Annotated in this window: 18 protein-coding genes, 1 tRNA gene and 1 pseudogene; 4 read left to right on the top strand and 16 right to left on the bottom strand. The window is 64.8% G+C overall.

All coding sequences use genetic code 11. From position 1 onward, the window contains the following. Window positions 1-30: 30 nt before the first annotated feature. Complete coding sequence (locus NKH90_RS04350; RefSeq protein ID WP_352817811.1) at window positions 31-912, top strand: LysR family transcriptional regulator; 882 nt, start codon at window positions 31-33, stop codon at window positions 910-912. A 37-nt stretch (window positions 913-949) separates the two neighbouring features. Here NKH90_RS04350 and NKH90_RS04345 read toward each other — a convergent pair. The 8 genes and pseudogenes from NKH90_RS04345 to rsfS all read right to left on the bottom strand — a co-directional run. Next, window positions 950-2,227: pseudogene (locus tag NKH90_RS04345) on the bottom strand (D-amino acid dehydrogenase); the annotation flags it as partial. Window positions 2,228-2,344: 117 nt separating this feature from the next. Next, window positions 2,345-3,496 carry an alanine racemase gene (gene alr / locus NKH90_RS04340; RefSeq protein ID WP_352817583.1) on the bottom strand — a complete coding sequence of 384 codons (1,152 nt, stop codon included), beginning with the start codon at window positions 3,494-3,496 and terminating at the stop codon, window positions 2,345-2,347. Window positions 3,497-3,525: 29 nt separating this feature from the next. After that, window positions 3,526-4,047: an RNA pyrophosphohydrolase gene (locus tag NKH90_RS04335; protein ID WP_352817580.1), complete on the bottom strand. Its 522-nt coding sequence runs from the start codon at window positions 4,045-4,047 to the stop codon at window positions 3,526-3,528. A gap of 1 nt (window position 4,048) precedes the next feature. Next, a complete protein-coding gene (locus NKH90_RS04330; protein WP_352817578.1) occupies window positions 4,049-5,245 on the bottom strand; it encodes a divergent polysaccharide deacetylase family protein in 1,197 nt (398 codons plus the stop codon). A 203-nt stretch (window positions 5,246-5,448) separates the two neighbouring features. Next, on the bottom strand, window positions 5,449-6,774 hold the full coding sequence (locus NKH90_RS04325; RefSeq protein WP_023678065.1) for a S41 family peptidase: 1,326 nt from the start codon (window positions 6,772-6,774) through the stop codon (window positions 5,449-5,451). Then, window positions 6,775-8,118: a murein hydrolase activator EnvC family protein gene (locus NKH90_RS04320; protein WP_352817575.1), complete on the bottom strand. Its 1,344-nt coding sequence runs from the start codon at window positions 8,116-8,118 to the stop codon at window positions 6,775-6,777. Between the two features lie 151 nt (window positions 8,119-8,269). Beyond that, window positions 8,270-8,752 carry a 23S rRNA (pseudouridine(1915)-N(3))-methyltransferase RlmH gene (rlmH, locus tag NKH90_RS04315; protein WP_023678067.1) on the bottom strand — a complete coding sequence of 161 codons (483 nt, stop codon included), beginning with the start codon at window positions 8,750-8,752 and terminating at the stop codon, window positions 8,270-8,272. A 61-nt stretch (window positions 8,753-8,813) separates the two neighbouring features. Next, the gene (gene rsfS, locus NKH90_RS04310; protein ID WP_352817572.1) at window positions 8,814-9,191 is read right to left on the bottom strand and encodes a ribosome silencing factor; all 378 of its coding nucleotides are present in this window, start codon (window positions 9,189-9,191) and stop codon (window positions 8,814-8,816) included. 240 nt (window positions 9,192-9,431) lie between these two features. Here rsfS and NKH90_RS04305 point away from each other — a divergent pair, with 240 nt between their 5' ends. Then, window positions 9,432-10,289 (top strand): mechanosensitive ion channel family protein, encoded by an 858-nt coding sequence (locus tag NKH90_RS04305; protein WP_352817570.1) that lies wholly within the window; start codon window positions 9,432-9,434, stop codon window positions 10,287-10,289. Window positions 10,290-10,315: 26 nt separating this feature from the next. Here the strand turns inward: NKH90_RS04305 and NKH90_RS04300 are convergent, their stop codons facing one another. From NKH90_RS04300 to obgE, 5 genes are all read right to left on the bottom strand, one after another. Beyond that, window positions 10,316-11,605 (bottom strand): MFS transporter, encoded by a 1,290-nt coding sequence (locus NKH90_RS04300; protein ID WP_352817567.1) that lies wholly within the window; start codon window positions 11,603-11,605, stop codon window positions 10,316-10,318. A gap of 74 nt (window positions 11,606-11,679) precedes the next feature. Then, window positions 11,680-12,267: a nicotinate-nucleotide adenylyltransferase gene (locus NKH90_RS04295; protein ID WP_031212055.1), complete on the bottom strand. Its 588-nt coding sequence runs from the start codon at window positions 12,265-12,267 to the stop codon at window positions 11,680-11,682. A gap of 163 nt (window positions 12,268-12,430) precedes the next feature. Beyond that, window positions 12,431-13,717, bottom strand: coding sequence for a glutamate-5-semialdehyde dehydrogenase (locus tag NKH90_RS04290; RefSeq protein ID WP_023678072.1), 1,287 nt, complete (start codon window positions 13,715-13,717; stop codon window positions 12,431-12,433). Window positions 13,718-13,730: 13 nt separating this feature from the next. Continuing rightward, the gene (gene proB / locus NKH90_RS04285; RefSeq protein WP_352504903.1) at window positions 13,731-14,885 is read right to left on the bottom strand and encodes a glutamate 5-kinase; all 1,155 of its coding nucleotides are present in this window, start codon (window positions 14,883-14,885) and stop codon (window positions 13,731-13,733) included. Between the two features lie 2 nt (window positions 14,886-14,887). Then, window positions 14,888-15,919 (bottom strand): GTPase ObgE, encoded by a 1,032-nt coding sequence (gene obgE / locus NKH90_RS04280; protein WP_352817564.1) that lies wholly within the window; start codon window positions 15,917-15,919, stop codon window positions 14,888-14,890. A 172-nt stretch (window positions 15,920-16,091) separates the two neighbouring features. Between obgE and NKH90_RS04275 the strand changes: the two genes are divergently transcribed. Next, window positions 16,092-16,961: an endonuclease/exonuclease/phosphatase family protein gene (locus NKH90_RS04275; RefSeq protein ID WP_352683292.1), complete on the top strand. Its 870-nt coding sequence runs from the start codon at window positions 16,092-16,094 to the stop codon at window positions 16,959-16,961. A 10-nt stretch (window positions 16,962-16,971) separates the two neighbouring features. Here the strand turns inward: NKH90_RS04275 and NKH90_RS04270 are convergent, their stop codons facing one another. The 3 genes from NKH90_RS04270 to rplU form a co-directional block, all read right to left on the bottom strand. Next, window positions 16,972-17,559, bottom strand: a complete 588-nt coding sequence (locus tag NKH90_RS04270) for a GNAT family N-acetyltransferase (RefSeq protein ID WP_023678076.1) — start codon at window positions 17,557-17,559, stop codon at window positions 16,972-16,974. Window positions 17,560-17,679: 120 nt separating this feature from the next. After that, window positions 17,680-17,949 carry a 50S ribosomal protein L27 gene (rpmA, locus tag NKH90_RS04265; RefSeq protein ID WP_023678077.1) on the bottom strand — a complete coding sequence of 90 codons (270 nt, stop codon included), beginning with the start codon at window positions 17,947-17,949 and terminating at the stop codon, window positions 17,680-17,682. Between the two features lie 98 nt (window positions 17,950-18,047). Continuing rightward, a complete protein-coding gene (gene rplU, locus NKH90_RS04260; protein ID WP_352817559.1) occupies window positions 18,048-18,785 on the bottom strand; it encodes a 50S ribosomal protein L21 in 738 nt (245 codons plus the stop codon). A gap of 337 nt (window positions 18,786-19,122) precedes the next feature. On the opposite strand from rplU, the gene NKH90_RS04255 reads away from it, so the two are divergent. After that, a tRNA-Ser gene (locus NKH90_RS04255) sits at window positions 19,123-19,212 on the top strand. The last annotated feature ends 60 nt before the right edge of the window (window positions 19,213-19,272 follow it).

Raw genomic sequence — 19,272 nt, 5'->3', positions numbered from 1 at the left:
GCGGTTTTGATCGTTATCGCCAGGACCCTCATGAACTGGGATGATGCCCGTATCTTCCTTGCCGTAGCGCGGGCCGGCCAGATCCTCGGCGCCGCCAGGCGGCTGGAGCTTAATCACGCGACCGTCTCGCGCCGCATTGCCGCCCTCGAGGCAGCGCTCAGGACAAAACTGTTTCGCCGGCTTACCACCGGCAGCGAGCTGACGCCGGCGGGCGAGCGTTTCCTCGAGATTGCCGAACGCATGGAGGGCGACATGATCGCCGCGCGCTCGACCGTTTCAGGCGAAGGCGACGACATCTCGGGCACTGTGCGCATCGGCGCGCCGGACGGCTTTGGCGTCGCCTTCCTGGCCAGGCGCCTCGGCGCGCTGACCGCTCTGCACCGTGAGCTCACCATCCAGCTGGTGCCGGTGCCACGCTCCTTCTCTTTGTCCCGGCGCGAGGCCGACATTGCCATCACCGTCGAACGGCCGACGGAAGGCCGCCTAGTGGCGGGAAAGCTGGTCGACTACACGCTCGGCCTGTTCGCGTCGCGTGCCTACGCCGACACCCAAGGCCTGCCCGGAACCGCCGCCGAGCTAGGCCAGCATACGCTGATCGGCTACGTGCCGGACCTGATCGTCAGTCCCTCGCTCGACTACGCGGCCGAATTCAGCCCCGACTGGCGCACCAGCTTCGCCATTTCCTCCGCGCTCGGCCAGGCCGAAGCGGTGCGTTCCGGCGCCGGCATCGGCATCCTGCACACCTTCGTTGCCCGCTCGATGCCGGAGCTAGTGCCTCTCGATATCGTCGCACCCATCCGCCGCGCCTACTGGCTGGTCTATCATGAATCGGTCAGGCCGCTGCGCCGCGTCCAGGTCGTCGCGAGCTTCATTACCAAGGCCGTCGAACGGGACAGGGGTTTGTTCGCGTGAGCCTGCCGGCCGCTGGCTGTCTTAGCTGGTGGGCGTCTTACTTGGCGTATCGTCCGGGCCCGAGATCGCCGACGTCGATGTCGGGCACCCGGCTGGAGATGATGTCGGCCAGAACTTTGGCCGAGCCGCAGGCCATGGTCCAGCCGAGTGTGCCATGGCCGGTGTTGAGATAGAGATTGGAGAAATCGGTGCGGCCGATCAGCGGCGGCCCATCCGGTGTCATCGGCCGCAGGCCGCACCAGAAGGTCGCCGATCGCATGTCGCCGCTGCCCGGAAACAGGTCGCCGACCGAATGTTCGAGCGTGCGGCGCCGCGATTCATGCAGCCGCAGGTCGAAGCCGGAAATCTCCGCCGTGCCGCCGACCCGGATACGGTCGCCGAGCCGGGTAATCGCTACTTTGTAGCTCTCGTCCATCACGGTCGAGACCGGTGCAGCGGCGGCGTCCTTGATCGGCAGGGTGATCGAATAGCCCTTGACCGGGTAGACCGGGATGGGCCGCTTCAGCATGCGCATGAACCGTGCCGAATAGCTGCCCATCGCCATCACATAGGCATCGGCGACCATCAAGCCCTTGCTGGTGCTGATGTTGGTGATGCGATCGCGCTTCTTGACGACGCGCCGTATCTCCGTGTCGTATTCGAAGGTGACGCCGCGTGCCGCGCAAAGCTCGGCAAGCCTGTCGGTGAACATCTTGCAGTCGCCTGTTTCGTCGCCGGGCAACCGCAGGCCACCGACGAATTTTTCGCGCACGCCGGCCAGCCCAGGCTCGGCCGCAATGCAGCCGTCGGGGTCGAGGACCTCGTAGGGGACGCCATAGGCCTTCAGCACCTCGACATCGCCGCCGACGCCGTCGAGCTGCTTTTGCGTTCGGAAGAGCTGCAGCGTGCCCTTGGCGCGCTCGTCATAGGCGATGCCGGTCGCCTCGCGCAGCGCCTTCAGCGTGTCGCGGCTGTATTCGGCCAGCGGCACCATGCGCGCCTTGTTCAGCGCGTAGCGTTCAGCCGTGCAATTGCGCAGCATCTTGACCAGCCATATCCACATATGCGGATCGAGGGCCGGTCGCACCACCAGTGGACCGTGCTTCATCAAAAGCCATTTGATGGCCTTCAGCGGAACGCCGGGCCCGGCCCAGGGCGAGGCATAGCCGGGCGAGATCTCGCCGGCATTGGCAAAGCTGGTTTCCAGCGCCGGGCCTTTCTGGCGATCGATCACCGTCACCTGATGACCGGCCTCGGCAAGAAAATAGGCGGTGGTGACCCCGATTACGCCGCCGCCCAGCACGAAGATCTTCATCGTTTGGTTCTCCGCGGCGGCATCTCGTCGGGATTCGAGACCGGGATCATCGCCGCCTCATGTCTGCCGGATTCTGTGGCGTCAGCCAAGTGCCGATGCTTAGGGAAAAGACATGCGTGAGGACAACAACCTTGCGTCCTAGCCATTCACATAGCGCCGGTGGAAACGGTGGCCGAGGCTGGTCAAGACCTCATAGCCGATGGTGCCGGCCTGGCCGGCTACCTGATCCACCGTCTGCGACGACGGTCCGATCAGTTCGACGAGGTCGCCGGCCTTCAGCCTGCCGGGCGGCAGTGCGGAAATGTCGAGGATGATCGTATCCATCGAAACCCGGCCGACGAAGGGCAGCCGCACATTTTCGAGCCAGGCGGCGGAAGCGGCGCGACGATGCCAGCCATCGCCGTAGCCGAGCGAAATCGTCGCCGCAGCAAGCGGGGCCTTGGCGTGGAAAGTGTGACCGTAGCCGACACCGGCGCCGGCCTCCAATATCCGCGTCTGGATGACCTTGGCCTGCAATCGCACCACCGGCAGCATCGGGTTTTCCTTCGCCGGCGTCGGATTGATGCCATAGAGAGCGGCACCCGGACGAACGAGGTCGTAGTGATAGCGCTGTCCGAGAAAAATGCCTGATGAGTTGGCAAACGAAGCCGGCGCTCCCGGCAGCATCCGGCGCAGCCGTTCGAATTCCAGCCGCTGCCGCTCGTTGGCCGGCTGCTCGGGTTCATCGGCGCAGGCGAGATGGCTCATCACGAACGTCAGTTCGACACCGTCGAAAGCCTGCGGATCCTGCGCGACTGCCTTCACCTCGGATGGCGTCATGCCGAGCCGCGACATGCCGCTGTCGACCTGGAGGGCGGCCGGCAACTTACGGCCCACCCGCCCGGCCATCTCGCGCCATGCCGCGAGTTGGCTGGCGCTGTTGAGTACGGTGCAAAGCCCTGCCGCAACCGCTTCCGTTTCCGCACCCGGCGGAATGCCGTTCAGCACATAAATGGCCGGGTCTGAGCCGAGCGCCTTGCGCAGCAAGATGCCGCCGGCCAAATGCGCAACAAAGAAAGTATTACAGCCCTCACCCATCAGCGCCGCCGCCACCGGCGCCGCGCCAATCCCATAGCCGTCGGCCTTGACCACTCCAGCACAGCCGACGCCGCCCAGCCGCGCCTTCAGCCGCCGGTAGTTCTCACGGACGGCGCCGAGATCGATGGTCAGGATCGCCCCTGCCGCGGCTTCGCTGATCGGTTCGCCCAGGGTGACGGTCGGCGGAAGAGATTTGCTGGAGATGTCGTTCATGCCGACCTGTTTTAACGGAAGGCCGGCGGCTACGCCACCAGGTGCCGGAACGCCGCCACCACGTCTTCGTAGACCTTGCGCTTGAACGGCACGATCAGGCCCGGCAGTTCCAGCATCGGCCGCCACGCCCACCGGTCGAACTCGGCCTTGTGGCCACCCGGCGGCGGATTGATCGCGATCTCGGTTTCGTCACCATGGAAACGGAAGGCAAACCATTTCTGCGTCTGGCCGCGATATCGTCCCTTGAAGGCGACGCCGACCAGATGCGCCGGCAGGTCGTATTTGATCCAGCGCGGCGCCTCGGCCAGCAGCGACACCGAGCGCATGCCGGTCTCTTCGTAAAGTTCACGCGCCGCCGCGGGCAGCGGCTCCTCGCCATCATCGATGCCGCCCTGCGGCATCTGCCAGAGCTGCGTCGTTCCAGCGAATTCGCTGTCCGGCTCGGCAATGCGACGGCCGACCCAAACCAGGCCGGCTTCATTGAGGACCATCACCCCTACGCAGGGCCGGTAGGGCAGCGTCTCGGGCTCAACGAGCTTGTTCTTTGCCATCTCAGCCTTTTTCCGGATCTATGGCCACCGCCGAAACCGGCACGATCTCGATGCCACGCTTCTTGGCCTCGGTCACCCAGGAAGACACCGTATCCACCGTCAGGTCGAAAGCCGAGCCGATGCCGACGGCAAAGCCTTTCGCCCGTGCCGTCGCTTCCAGCCCATCCAGTTTCTTCAATATGGCGCCGCGGTCCTGCACCGCATCGATCGCCGTATCGCCGCCGACGAACGGCACGCCGTCCTTCAGCGCCAGTTCGGGTGCCAGGCTGCGCGCCGACGAACCGTCGTCGACATAGGCCAGACCACGCTTGCCAAGCTCGGCCATCAACGGCCCCATCGCCGTCGCGTCGGCCGAAAAGCGGGCGCCCATATAGTTCATGACGCCGGTGTAGTTGGTCGTTCGCGACAGCGCCCAGCGTAAATTCTTCAAATTCTCGTCCGGCGTTGCAGCCACGGTCAGCGTGTTACGGCCGGGATTGACGTTCGGATAGTCGAACGGCTCAAGCGGTACCTGCATGATGACCTCATGGCCGCTCTGCCGCGCCACCTGCATCCAGCGGCCGATGCTGTTGCCTTGCGGCGCGAAGGCCAGCGTCACTTCCGCCGGCAGCTTGGCGATGGCTGCCTGCGTGCCGGTCTGCGACACGGCAAGCCCGCCGATGACGAGCGCCACGCGTGCACCGCGAGCCCCGGACCACGGCCGCGCATAGACATCGAACGGGCGCCTGCCGTCGGCGGCGCGGATCGGCAACGGACCGGTTTCGCTGGCCTCGACCAGCGCCTTGTCGGGAATATGCGCGATCCTGAGGTTCTGGCCGATCGTCGAAGGGTCGCGAATGACTATGGCCGCATCGGGTGGAGCGGCGCCCCCCTCGGTCTGGACATGGATGATCTGCGGACCGCCCGTCTTCGGCCCGCTTATGTTGGCCCCGCTTGCGTTGCTTTGCGCAGCCATTTCGGGCGTCGCCTTGGCGGGCGCGGCGGCGGTATCCGCCGCCGGCGTCTTCGGCGTCGAAACGGCTACTTCTTGCAGCTTCCGGAACGGCTTGTCTCGCAAGGCGATCGCGCTGGAGACGCCGACCACGGACAGCACGACAAGCGCGGCCGCGACCGTACCGGCGCTGATCTGGCTGCCTGAGCGCGGCAGCCGAATCGCCTGTCCGAGAGGTCGTTCTATGTCCTTGCCGATATCAGCCAAGCCCGCACCCTCCGGCGTGCATCCCCGAAGTAAACCTTCTCCGGAGGCGCAAAATCCAAAATGTCGGCGCGTCCCCTTGCATCACTGGACGCGCAGCATGCCGGCCGCGGCCCCCGAATCAAACTGCCGGAGCCTCGCGGCCCCGGCAGCATCGCATCGCTTCGCTCAGGCAGCCAGACCTGTTTGGCCCGGCTTGCCTGCCCTTACTGGTTCAACACGGCCTTTTGCGGATTCGGCGGGAACGCCGGATCGGTCTTCTGGCCGCGCAGCAGCTGCTCGGCATAGATGAGCTGCAAATCGTCCTTCGGTTCCGGCGGCACATAGGCTGCCGAACCCGAACCGGTCGTGCTTTCGTCGGCGCCCTTGATATGGCCCTTGAGGTCCGATTCGCCGCGCGTCAGGTCCCTGCCCTGCAGTTCGGCCGGCAGCGGCTGGTCGACCTTGATGTCGGGCGTGATGCCCTTGCCCTGGATCGACTTGCCGGACGGCGTGTAATAGAGCGCCGTCGTCAGCCGCAGCGCCCCGTTCTCGCCAAGCGGAATGATGGTCTGCACTGAACCCTTGCCGAAGGACTGCGTGCCGACCACCGTGGCGCGGCGCAGATCCTGCAGCGCGCCGGCGACGATTTCCGAGGCACTGGCCGAGCCGCCATTGACGAGCACGATCAGCGGCTTGCCGCCGATGTCGTCGCCGGCCCGCGCGTCGAAGCGGGTGACGTCCTTCGGGTCGCGGCCGCGCGTCGAGACGATCTCGCCACGGTCGAGGAAGGCATCCGACACGCTCACCGCCTGGTCGAGCAAACCGCCCGGATTGAGACGCAGGTCGAGCACGTAGCCCTTGAGCTTGTCGTTCGGCACCTGCTTCTTGATGGTGTCGATGGCATTCTCGAGGTCGTCATAGGTTTTTTCGGTAAAGGAGGTGATCTTCATGTAGCCGATGTCGTTTTCGACCCGGAACTTGACCGCCTTGACCTTGATGATATCGCGCACGACGGTCAGTTCGATCGGCTTGTCGGCGCCCTGGCGCAAGATGGTGAGCTTGATCGGCGTATTGACCAGCCCGCGCATCTTCTCGACGGCGTCGTTGAGCGTCAGACCGCGGACCTCCTCGCCGTCGATCTTGGCGATATAGTCGCCGGCGAGCACGCCTGCCTTGGCGGCCGGCGTATCGTCGATCGGCGTGATCACCTTGACCAGGTCGTTCTCCATGGTGACCTCGATGCCGAGGCCGCCGAATTCGCCCTTGGTCTGCACGCGCATGTCCTGCGCTTCTTCGGCATTCATGTAGGAGGAGTGCGGGTCGAGCGACGACAGCATGCCGTTGATGGCATTTTCAACCAGCGACTTGTCGTCGGGCGGCGTCACATAATTCGCCCGTACCCGTTCGAAGATATCGCCGAAGATCGCCAGTTGCTTATAGGTCTCGGAGCCCGCAGCTTTCGCTGTCGAGCCGGGCGCGCCATAGACCAGGCTCATCGCCGATGCACCCATCAGCGCACCGGCAAACAGAAGCGACAGTTTCCGCATCATTCACGTCCTTCCAGAAAAACGGTCCGCCCACCATGGGGCCGGATCGACGGGTTTTCCATCCTTGCGGAACTCGACATAGAGCTCCGGCGTGGCATTTCCATTCTTCGATGCCGAGGTGCTCGCCACCCGGGCCTCTCCCATCGCGCCGACCGGCTCACCTGCGAGCACCGACTGGCCAGACGCGACGCTGATTCTGCTCATCCCCGCCAGGACGACATGATAGCCGTCACCCGCATTCAGGATCAAGAGTTGACCGTAAGAGCGGAAAGGCCCCGCATAAAGCACATTTCCATCCGCCGGCGCTGTGACGATGGCTCCCGATTGTGTCGCAACCATGTCACCGAGCATCATCGCGCCGTTACCGTCGTCGGCCCCGAAGCGCCGCTTGATCCTGCCGGTGACCGGCAGCGCGATCTGCCCTTGAAGCGCGGAAAACGGCGCGGCAGCGGTGAGCCTGTTGCTCTCCGGCACCGGCAGCGAGGCCAATTCCGTCGGCGCCGCAGCCGATACCGGGCCCTTGTCGGCGTCGGCCGTCTTTTGCTCGGCTGCCTTGGCCGCATCCGCCGCCTTGCGGGCTCTGTCGGCCTCGAGCGAGGCGATCAGTTCTTTCAGGCTGCCGGCCTTGGCCGCCAGCGTCGCGGACCGCTGCTTTTCGACGGCCAGCGCGGTTTGCGTATCGGCGGCGAGCTTCTGCTTGGCTTCGAGCAGCATGCCGAGCCGCTTTTTTTCCGCCGCCTGCTCGCCGACAGCTGCCGTCAGCCGCGCCCGCTCGGCCTCGATCGAGGCCGTCACCCGCGACTGCTCCTTGAGGTCGGCCAGCAACATGTCGGTCTGCTGGCGCAGTTCCGGCACCACGGCACCGAGCAGGATGGCGCTGCGCACCGACGACAATGCGTCCTCCGGCTTGACCAGGATCGCCGGCGGCGGATTGAGCCCCATGCGCTGCAGCGCGCCGAGCACTTCGGCCAGAACGTCGCGTCTGGCGGCCAGTGAGGCGCGGATCTTCTGCCCCTGCGCCTTCAGCCCTTCCAGCTTGCCGCCAATGTCCTCGATGTCCTGGCCGAGCTTCTGCTCGGTCATCGCCGACTGGATCAGCGCCGCGGTGATCGAGGCGTGGTCCTTCTTGACAGCCGCTATGTCGGCGGCGAGCTTGGCCAGCCGCTCGGACGACAGCGTGATCTCTTTCGATACTTTTTCGTATTCGGCGCGGCTCTGGTCCGGGTCGGGCGCCAGGTCGAGCGTGTTCTCGGCCCGCGCGACGCCGAGCGAAAGCGCGATCGTCGCCACGGCGATGCCGTAGCGCACGCGCCAGGAGCCCGTTCGTGATTTCCAGTCTTCAGACATTGAAGCTCAACTCTATGCGCGGCTTCGTTAACGAACCATCAACCATGTTCGAGCCCCGGCCGTCATCGACAAACCCCATGAGCCCAAACTGTCGATGAGCATTGGGGCAAAAATCCGGGCGGCTGGCATCAATTCGCCGACGGAGCCGAGTTCATGAACGATGGTAGGGGTGACCGGAAAGGATCGTGGCCGCCCGGTAAAGCTGCTCGCCCAGCATCACGCGGACCAGCTGATGCGGCCAGGTCAGCGCGCCGAGCGACACCGTCAGATCAGCCAGGTCGCGCAGTGACTGGTCATGGCCGTCGGCGCCGCCAATGGCGATCACCAGCGCCTTGCGCCCGCCATCGCGCAGCGAACCTATGCGGCCGGCGAAATCCTCGGAGGAAAGGTTCTTGCCGCGCTCATCGAGCAGCATCAGCGCCGTGCCCGGTTGCAAGTGCGTCTGCAGCTTCTGGCCTTCCTCGCGCCGGCGCTCATTGGCCGTCTGCGCGCGACCTTCGGCAATCTCGACGATCCCAGCGAATTCGAGGCCTACGGCAGGACCGCTCCTGGCAAAACGCTCGAAATAGCGGTCGGCCAACTGCTTCTCGGGGCCGGCTTTCATTCGGCCCACGGCATGAACCGTAATCTTCATCCCTGCCTCGAAGAGCCGCTGATGCATGTCTGACAACGACATGCATCAAGACGAATACGGCTCAGTGGAGGGTCTCCTCCTCGAGATCGGGCGCCTGCCACATCTTTTCGAGATTGTAGAAGTCGCGGACCTCGGGACGGAAGACATGGACGATGATGTCGCCCGAATCGATCAGGACCCAGTCGGCGCCAGCCAGCCCCTCGACGCGCGCAGTGCCGAGCCCGGCATCCTTGAGCGCCTTAAGGAGATGATCGGCAACAGCCGAGACATGACGGTGCGATCGGCCAGACGCGACGACCATGTAGTCGCCGAGGCTCGATTTCCCCTGAATGTCGATTGAGACGATGTTATCGGCCTTGGAGTCTTCCAGACTGGCAAGGACTGTCTTGATGGCGCGGGACACGGCGTCGTTTACGCTGATCCCGGCCGGCGAAGGCACGATGTCGGCCTTCTTCCGCAGTGCTGTTCTCAGTGTATTTCCTTTCGCAGCAAGAACAACCAAATCACCTCTGAAATCAGGTGACACTGCTTAGATAGGCAGAGTTAGGTTGCAGTTTCAAGACACCGCTCGCAAGCAGGCACCCGGTAACGGCCGAATTTGCGGCTTTTCCGGACCAGAAATTCGGAACCGCCTCGTCCCGCAGCGGTTATCGGCTCATCCACGAACCGGAATCCCGACATGCAGATCGATCCCCAGAACGCCCTCCTCACCGTGCAATCCGGCCTTGCGCAACTCAGCACGCTGATCGTCTCCTACTCGCTTTCGGCGGTCGGCGCCGTCATCCTGCTGGTCATCGGCTACATCGTCGCCGGCCTCGCCGAGCGTTCGATCTATGCCGGCCTCGGCCATATCAGCGGCTTCGACGAAACGCTCCGCCATTTCTTCTCGCAGGTCGTCCGCTACGCCATCCTGGGACTGGTCGTGATCATGGTTCTCGGCCAGTTCGGCGTGCAGACGGCTTCGATCATTGCCGCTATCGGTGCCGCCGGCCTGGCCATCGGCCTGGCGCTGCAAGGCACGCTGCAGAACATTGCCGCCGGCATCATGCTGCTGGCGCTGCGGCCGTTCCGCATCGGCGAATATGTCGAAGTCGGCGCGATATCCGGCACCGTCGAGGAGATCGGGCTGTTTGCCACAACGCTGAGGACGGTCGAAGGCGTCTACGTGCTTGCACCCAACTCGACCCTGTGGAACCAGCCGGTCCGCAACTTCACCCGCAACGGTGTGCGTCGCGGCGACATCACGCTCAGCATCGGCTCCTGGAACGACATCGATTTTGCGCAGAAGACCATGCTTGGCGTTGCCGCCGCCGACCGGCGCGTCAGGCGGCAGCCTGCGCCGATCGCCTTTGTCGCGACCGTCGGCGACAGCACCGTCGCCATCAGCTTGCGCTACTGGACGGCGGCTGCCGATTTCTTCGCCGCCCAGATCGACCTCACCAAAGGGGTCAAGCAGGCGTTCGATGCCGAAGGCCTTTCGGTCCCGGCGCCGGCACCGAAAGCGCCTCAGCCGGATGCCTCAGCCACGCGGCAATAGAGGATTTGAAACCAGCTGGAGGGTGTTCAAAGTCCTCCGCGCCCGCGCTGATCTTCGGGCGCGAAGGCGAGATCGACAGGCAACGGCGCCTGCGCCGTCATTGGCGCGAAACTCCCGGTCTCGGTGGCGGGCACCGGCCGAACCATGACGACGCGCCAGAGAACGAACAGGCAGTAGGCGGTGGCAATGACGATTGCCACATAGATGAAGGCCTGCGTGCCGTAGACGGCGGAAAGTCCGGTCACAATGCCGGGTACGACGAAGCCGGACAGCGACCAGGCAAACAAAAGCGAGCTCGACAACGCCACCATGTCGTCCTTGCCGGCGCGGTCGCCGGCATGGGCGCTGGCAAGCGAATAGATCGATTCCGAGGCGCCGTCCCAGACCACATAGATGACGAGCAGCGCCGCCAGCGCGCCGCCGTCGAAACCGAGGGCAAACAGGCCCGCCGCGGCGGCAAGCGCCGACGCCGCGATCAGCACAAAGCGCCGGTCGGTGCGGTCGGAAATCCAGCCGAGCGGAATCTGCAGGATCAGCGTGCCGACCGGCATTGCCGAAAGCAGCAAGGCGACGTCGGCCTGGCTGTAGCCCTTGGCCGTGGCATGGATCGGCGCAAAACCCGAGATCGTCATCGACAGGCCGCCGACGGCAAGCATGCCGGCAACTCCGACCGGGGAGATCCGCCAGGCGCGGCCGAGCGCCACGGACGCCGCTTGCGGCGCCGGCGGCTGCGCAAGCCGCGTCAGCCCGACGGGAAGGATCGACAGCGCGGTGAAGGCAATGCCGATCAGCGGCGCGTCGGCCGCGCGGATATCGATCAACGCCAGCGTCGAGTAGCCGACGCCGAGCCCGGCGACATAGGCAACGTAGAAGATAGCCATGACCCGGCCGCGGATGGCGTTGGCGACGACATCGTTCAGCCAGCTCTGCGCGACAATGAACAGGCCGCATATGGCAAAGCCGTAGAGTGCCCGTGCAGCGATCCATGGCAAGGGGTGCGGCCCGGCGCCGACCGCGGCGTTGGACAGCACGATCAGTGCCGACAGCACCATGAACACGCGGGCATGGCCGACACGCCGCACCAGCGGCCCGGTCAGGATGCAGCCGGCAAGGCCGCCAGCCGAAAGGCCGGTGACGATCAGCCCCGCCCATGTCGGATCGAAGCCCTCGGCGCCGAGCCGGACTGGGATATAGGCGAACATCAGCCCATTGCCGACGGCGATCAGCGCCATCGACAAGAGGATGCTGGCAATGGCGATTGACGGCGCCGGCTGCCCTAGACCGTTCTTGTCCTGGTCGCGCTCGAGAATCGTCATGACCGAGGATCGCCCATCAAGCAGGTCAAGGCAGCGGCAAAAGCGACATCACCGGACTTGCCTTCCGCGCCGGTTCAGCCCTTTGCCACCTTGCGGATCGCGCTCGACGACAGCGACGAACGCGGGCCGTGGATGAAGGTCCAGGCCGGCGCCGTCATGCGGGCGAGCCGCGGTGCGTCGCCTTCGTCGACGCGGGCATAGTCGAAGGTCTTGGCGACCACCGACGACAGGAACGACAGCGTCGCACCCGGCCGGTCGACCACCGCGATCGGAAACGTCATCACGATGCGGCGCCAGCGCTGCCAGCGGTGGAAGTCGCGAAGCGAGTCGGCGCCCATGATCCAGACGAAATCGACGCCCGGGTTCCGCGCCTTGACCAGCGCCAGCGTGTCGGCGGTGAAGCGGACGCGGTGGGCCGCCTCGAAGGCGGTGACCTTGATCTTCGGGTTCTTGGCGATCTTTTCGGATAGCTGCAGCCGCTCGGCCAGCGGCGCCAGGTCACCGGCATTCTTGAGCGGGTTGCCCGGCGTCACCATCCACCACAACTGATCGAGCGCAAGCCGTCTGAGCGCGATCTCGGCGACCAGCGCATGGCCGGCATGCGGTGGGTTGAATGAACCGCCGAACAGCCCGACCGCCACGCCTTTCCCGGCATGCGGCATGTGCAGATAGTGGGAGGATACGGATTCCTTACCCTCCCCCTTGTGGGGAGGGTCGATCCGCGAAGCGGAGCGGGGTGGGGGTGTTGCAGAGTTCAGCGTCGCACCCCCACCCGGCTCGCGATGCTCGCCACCCTCCCCACAAGGGGGAGGGTAAGACCGGCGCTCAAGGCCTCACCTGTCCCGACCCGCGTACGCGGTATTTGAACGAGGTCAGTTGCTCGACGCCGACCGGCCCGCGTGCATGCATCTTGCCGGTGGCGATGCCGATCTCGGCGCCCATGCCGAACTCGCCGCCATCGGCAAACTGGGTCGAGGCGTTGTGCAGAAGGATCGCCGAATCGACCTCGTTGAAGAACCGGTCGACTGCTGTGGCGTCCTCGGCGATGATCGCCTCGGTGTGATGCGAGGAAAACGTCTCGATATGCTCGATGGCGCCGCCAATGCCGTCGACCAGCTTCACCGCAATGATGGCATCGAGATACTCGGTCACCCAGTCTGCATCGGTCGCGGGCTGGGCATCGGCATAAAGCCTCAGCGCCTCGGCATCGGCATGGATCTCGCAGCCTGCCGCCCGCAAGGCCTCGAGGATCGGCACCAGGTGCGTGCCGGCGGCGGCACGGTCGACCAGCAGCGTCTCGGCAGCACCGCACACCCCGGTGCGCCGCATCTTGGCATTGACCGCGATCTTGACCGCCATGTCGAGATCGGCCGATCGGTCGATATAGAGATGGCAGATGCCCTCGAGATGCGCGAAGACCGGCACCCGCGCCTCGTTCTGCACACGCTCGACCAGGCTGCGGCCGCCGCGTGGAATGATGACCTCGAGATTGCCGGAAAGTCCTTTCAGCATTTCGCCGACGGCGGCGCGATCGGTGGTCGGCACCAATTGTATGGCATCCTCCGGCAGCCCGGCTGCCTTCAGCCCCTCGACCAGGCAGGCATGGATAGCGGCGGAAGAATTCGCCGAATCCGAGCCGCCGCGCAGGATCACCGGATTGCCCGCCTTGAGGCAGAGCGCGCCGGCATCGGCGGTCACGTTAGGCCGGCTCTCATAGATGACGCCGACGACGCCGAGCGGCGTGCGCACCCGTTCGATATGCAACCCGTTCGGCCGGTCCCATGCGGCAATGACATCGCCGACCGGATCGCGTAACCCGGCGATCTCGCTGATACCGTCTGCCATGGCGCGGATGCGGGCGGGATCGAGCTTCAGCCGATCCATCGACGCTGCCGATAGGCCAGCCTCCCTGCCATTTCTGATGTCGATGGCATTGGCGTCGAGGATGTCCTGCTCATGCCGAAGGATCGCCTGAGCCATGCCGAACAGCGCCGCGTGCTTGCGCTCGGCCGCAGCTATGGCCAGCGGGCGGGCCGCGGCACGCGCGCGGCGGCCGATATCGGCCATCAGCGCCACGGTATCATCCCGGGATTTTTCATGCAGCGTCAGCATGGCTCATCCTCCGCTATGTAACCTGGTCACCGACTACTTGCTCGCCACCGGCATGGCTCACCACAAGATCGTCGCGGTGGATCATCGCCGAACGCGCCTCGTAGCCGAGCACGGTTTCGATCTCGGCCGTCTTCAGGCCAGCGATCCTTACGGCATCGGCGGCATCATAGGCAACCAGCCCGCGCGCGATCTCGCGGCCCTCCGGCGACAGGATCGCCACCGTGTCGCCACGCGCAAAATTGCCGCTGACCAGTTTGACGCCGGCCGGCAGCAGCGACTTGCCGGAGAGCAGCGCGCCGATGGCGCCGGCATCGACGGTCAGCCGTCCTGCAGGTTCGAGCTGCCCGGCGATCCAGGTCTTGTAGCCCTTGACCGGATTGGCGCTCGGCCGGAAGAAGGTGGCACGCTCGCCGCGCTCGATTGCCAGCAGCGGCGACAGCCGCGTGCCCGATGTGATGATCATGGCGGTGCCGGCGGCGGTCGCGATCTTGCCGGCGTCGAGCTTGGTGCGCATGCCGCCGCGCGACAATTCCGAAGCAGCGGCACCCGCCATCGCTTCGATGTCGGGAGTGATGCGGTCGACGACCTGAATGAATCGAGCTTGCGGGTCACGCGCCGGCGGTGCCGTGTAGAGCCCGTCAACGTCGGAGAGCAGCACCAAAAGGTCGGCGCCCATCATGGTGGCGACACGCGCCGCCAGCCGGTCGTTATCGCCATAGCGGATTTCGGAGGTGGCTACCGTATCATTCTCGTTGATGACCGGCACCGCCTTCATCTTGAGCAGTGTCGAGATCGTCGCCCGCGCGTTGAGATAGCGGCGGCGCTCTTCGGTGTCGCCGAGCGTCAGCAGGATCTGGCCCGATTTCAAGCCATTCTTGCCGAGTGCATCCGACCAGGCGCCGGCCAGCGCGATTTGCCCGACGGCGGCCGCCGCCTGGCTCTCCTCGAGCTTCAGCGCCCGCTTGCCGAGGCCGAGGATGGTGCGGCCGAGTGCAATCGCCCCGGAAGACACGACGAGAATTTCGGCGCCGCCACTGGCCAGCACGGCGATGTCGTCGGCAAGCGAGGCCAGCCAGTCGCGCTTCAGGCCCGTCGTGCGGTCGACAAGCAGCGCCGAGCCGATCTTGACGGCAATGCGCCGATAATTTTTCAGCGATTGCGCGGCCATGGCTATGTGTTCCAGCGCGTCTCGACCGGCGCAGCGACAGCCTCGCGTGCATCGGCCACCACTGCCATCAGCGCGCGCAACACCGCCTCGACGCCTTCGCCGGTGACCGCCGAAAGCAGCATCGGCGCGCGGCCGGCCGCACGTTTCAGCGAGGCGGTCTTTTTCTTGCGTGCGTCGGCATCGAGTATGTCGACCTGGGAAAGCGCGACGATTTCGACCTTGTCGGTCAGCCCATTGCCGTAGGCTTCGAGCTCGGCACGCACGGTCTTGTAGGCATTGCCCGGATTTTCTTCCTGCGCCGAGACAAGATGCAGAAGGACACGCGTGCGCTCGACATGGCCAAGGAAGCGGTCGCCGATGCCGACACCTTCATGCGCGCCTTCGATCAGGCCCGGGATATCGGCAATGACGAATTCGCGACCGTCGATGCGGGCCACGCCAAGGCCGGGATGCAGCGTGGTGAAGGGATAGTCGGCGATCTTCGGCTTGGCCGCGGTGACCGCCGCCAGGAAGGTCGACTTGCCGGCGTTGGGCAGCCCGACGAGGCCGGCATCGGCGATCAGCTTCAGCCTGAGCCAGATGTTGAGCTCTTCGCCCGGCAGTCCGGGATTGGCGCGGCGCGGCGCCTGGTTGGTCGAGGTCTTGAAGTGCTGGTTGCCGAAGCCGCCATTGCCGCCCTTGGCCAAAAGAAAGCGCTGGCCGACGACCGTCAGATCGCAGATCAGCGTCTCATTGTCCTCGGCAAAGACCTGTGTTCCGGCCGGCACTTTCAGCGTTACGTCGGCACCCTTGGCGCCGGTCATGTTGCGGCCCATGCCGTGCGTCCCGGTCTTGGCCTTGAAATGCTGCTGGTAGCGATAGTCGATCAGCGTGTTCAGCCCATCGACCGCCTCGACCCAGACATCGCCGCCGCGACCGCCGTCGCCGCCGTCCGGGCCGCCGAACTCGATGAACTTTTCGCGCCGGAACGACACCGAACCGGCGCCGCCGTCGCCGGAGCGGATGTAGACCTTGGCTTGATCGAGAAATTTCATCGGATTGTATGGTTTCTGCTATTGGCTTTGCGGGATTGCTCTAAACCAAGGCGGGTCGAAGGGCGAGGGCCGTTTTTGCTACTGTAACGTCGCGCGTAGCTCTGGACGCGTACCATTTGGTTGACCCTTGCCGAAAAATCGATCCTCGGCTTTCCAAGCGCGAGATGTCGGAATGAAGCTGGTAACTTACAATATCCACTACGGCGTCGGCCTCGACGCCCGCTATGATATCGGCCGTATCGCCGATGCCGTGCGCGGCGCCGACGTGATCGCGCTGCAGGAGGTCACCCGCGCTAACCCGAAGAATGGCGGCCGCGACATGGTGGCCGACCTCGGCGAGGCGCTGCCCGACTATTTTGCCGTCTACGGCAGCAATTTCGAAGCCGACGCCGGCTCGCGCCTGGAGAACGGCCGCGCCATCACGACCACCTTCCAGCTCGGCAACATGGTGCTGTCGAGGACGCCGATCCATCTGTCGCGCAATCTCCTTTTGCCGCGCAGCCGCAGTGTCGAGGCGATGAACTTCCAGCGCGGCGCGCTGGAGGCGCTGATCGAAACGCCGCTTGGTCCGATCCGCTTCTATTCCACCCATCTCGACCACCGCAGCCCGGTTGAACGCCTGAGCCAGATCCGCTTTCTGCGCCAGCGTCTGTTGAAATACCCGCTCGAGGGCGGCGGGCTCTCCGGCGTCGCCGAGATCGGCTTGCCGGACCTGCCTTGTCCCGACGCCTTCGTCGTCATGGGCGACTTCAACATGCTGGCTGGATCGCCGGAACATGTCGAACTCGCCGGCCAGCCTGACCATGAATTCGGCATGCCGGTGACCGCCGACCTCGCCATCGATGCTGCCACGCGCCTCGGCGCCGCCGGCGCCGATCTCGTCACCTGGGTCGACCCCAAGCGGCCGGGCGATACCAGCCGCTACAAGCGCATCGACTACGTCTTCACCAGCGCCTCGCTTGCCAAATCGCTGAGGCGCCTGTGGGTCGACCGGCAAGCGGCCGGTTCGGATCACTTGCCGGTCTGGCTCGAGATGACGTGAGCCGCATCCATCAAAAATGCACCCAGTTCCGCAGGCTGGTCCAGGTCTTGCGATCGAGACGGTAGCGCTCGACCGGAACCTGACCGGCAACGATCGAGTTCAGCATGCCCTGGCCGGCATACTGGAAGCCGCATTTGTGGATGACCCGGCGCGAGGCCGGATTGATAACCCGCGTCGAGGCGTGCAGCACCTGGATCGTGGTTCTCTGGAAGGCAAGGTCGACCAGTGCGTGCGCTGCCTCCGTCGCGTAGCCGCGTTTCCAGTACGGCTCGCCGATCCAGTAGCCGAGCTCCAGCCCACGATCCGTGGTGTTGAGCCCGGCACAGCCGACGAAGGTCTCGGTGCCGGCCAGCGTCAACGCATAGGCGATTCCGGCCCGGCGCGATGCAGTCATGGCCAGGAAAGCGCGTGCCTCCGCCTCGCCATAGGGATGCGGCATGCGAGCCAGCATTTCCGCGACATGGCGGTTGTCGGCGAGCGCCACCAATTGCTCGATGTCGCTCTCACGCGGGGCACGCATAACCAGCCGCTCGGTGACCAGGACCGGGCAATCTATCGTGTAACTTTCGTCGTCTGTCGCTTCCGCTTCGGCAACCATATCAAAGTCCTCCAGGCACAAGAAAAAGGGGAGATGGAAACCCATCTCCCCTGATCCATTTCCTGGCTTGGCCAGACACCGGTTCCCGAGATGGGTGCCGGTGTTCTCGTGCGGAACCGGCTACTCCGCTGCCTTCGTCATCGGGTTCACCGATACGTAGGTTCGGCCATTGGCTTTTTTGTTGAAGGTGACTGCGCCAGCTTCGAGCGCAAACAGCGTGTGGTCCGTGCCAATGCCGACATTGGTGCCGGGATGCCACGTCGTGCCACGCTGACGAATGATGATGTTGCCCGGAATCACGGCTTCGCCGCCGAACTTCTTCACGCCGAGCCGCTTGGAATGGGAGTCGCGACCATTGCGCGACGATCCGCCAGCTTTCTTGTGTGCCATCTAACTACTCCGATGCGCCGCGAGGCGCCTAAACGATCTTATGAACGCGTTCGCGTTCCGTTTCAAGTCCGATCCGGCGACGATTGCGCCGGTTCGTTCTACTTCTTCGCCAATTCCTTGGCCTGCTCGCGCCAGTCCTTGATCTGGTCGGCGCTGAACGGCATGTGCTCGTCGATCTTGGCGACATCCTTGTCGGACAGCTTGGCGATCTGGGCAAAGGTGGCGATGCCCTGTTCGTTGAGCTGGCCGGCCGCGACCGGGCCGATGCCCTTGATCACGGTCAGGTCGTTCGGCTCGCCCTTCGGCGCCTTGAACAACGGCGCAGCGGCTTCGGCAGCCTTGTCCTCGGTCGTCTCGGCCTTGGCTTCCTTCTTCGGCGCAGCCTCTGCCTTCGCTTCGGCCTTCGGCGCGGCTTCAGCCTTCGCCTCGGCCTTCGGCGCGGCTTCAGCCTTCGCCTCGGTCTTGGCGGCGACCTCGGCCTTCGCTTCGGTCTTGGCGGCGGCCTTCTTCGCCGGCTTGGCGCCACCCAGCAGGATCTCGGCGATCCTGACGGTGGTCAAAAGCTGGCGATGGCCGATCTTGCGGCGCGAATTCTGCCGACGGCGCTTCTTGAAGGCGATGACGGTGCGGTTCTTGCCTTGCTCGACGACTTCGGCGGTGACCATCGCACCATCCACGAACGGCGCACCGAACGTGACGTTTTCGCCTTCGCCATGCGCGAGCACATTACCGATCTCGACGATGTCGCCGACATTGGCTTCGAGTTTTTCGATCTTCAGGAGATCGTTGGCGGCAACGCGATACTGCTTGCCGCCCGTTTTGATGACTGCGAACATTTTTTGCCTTTCGCTGTTCGGTCGGCCTTGATGAACCGCTTCAGGCGGTTCGGCCGTCTTTTTGTCAGTCTGCGGGTTCAAAAAACAAGCGGCGCGGAAGACCCCTCCACGCCGATTGCGCGCTGTCCCTAACCGAAGGTTCGGCTTGAGTCAAGGCAAGCGCCGCGGGCAAGCTGCGAATGGGTTAAGCCCAGACCTTGCAAATATCGAGCAACGGCCACCGGAGCCTCGAAGAAGCATGGACAGAAGCTGCGGCGCCGGGGCAGATTGGCCCTTGTAACCTGCCTGTCCAGCCGTTATCTAGTGCGCCGCGCCGGCAACGGCGGACCATGACCGCGGAGAGGTGGCAGAGTGGTCGAATGCACCGCACTCGAAATGCGGCATGGGTGCAAGCCCATCGGGGGTTCGAATCCCTCCCTCTCCGCCACTTCGGAATGTGTCCATTCCGGACCCATAGGTAACAGCATCTCTCATCGCGCCGGTAATG

The organism is Mesorhizobium sp. M0898, from assembly GCF_040319695.1.
Taxonomy (GTDB): domain Bacteria; phylum Pseudomonadota; class Alphaproteobacteria; order Rhizobiales; family Rhizobiaceae; genus Mesorhizobium.
The sequence above is the reverse complement of the archived record's forward strand: the minus strand, read 5'-3'. Positions and strand labels throughout refer to the sequence as shown.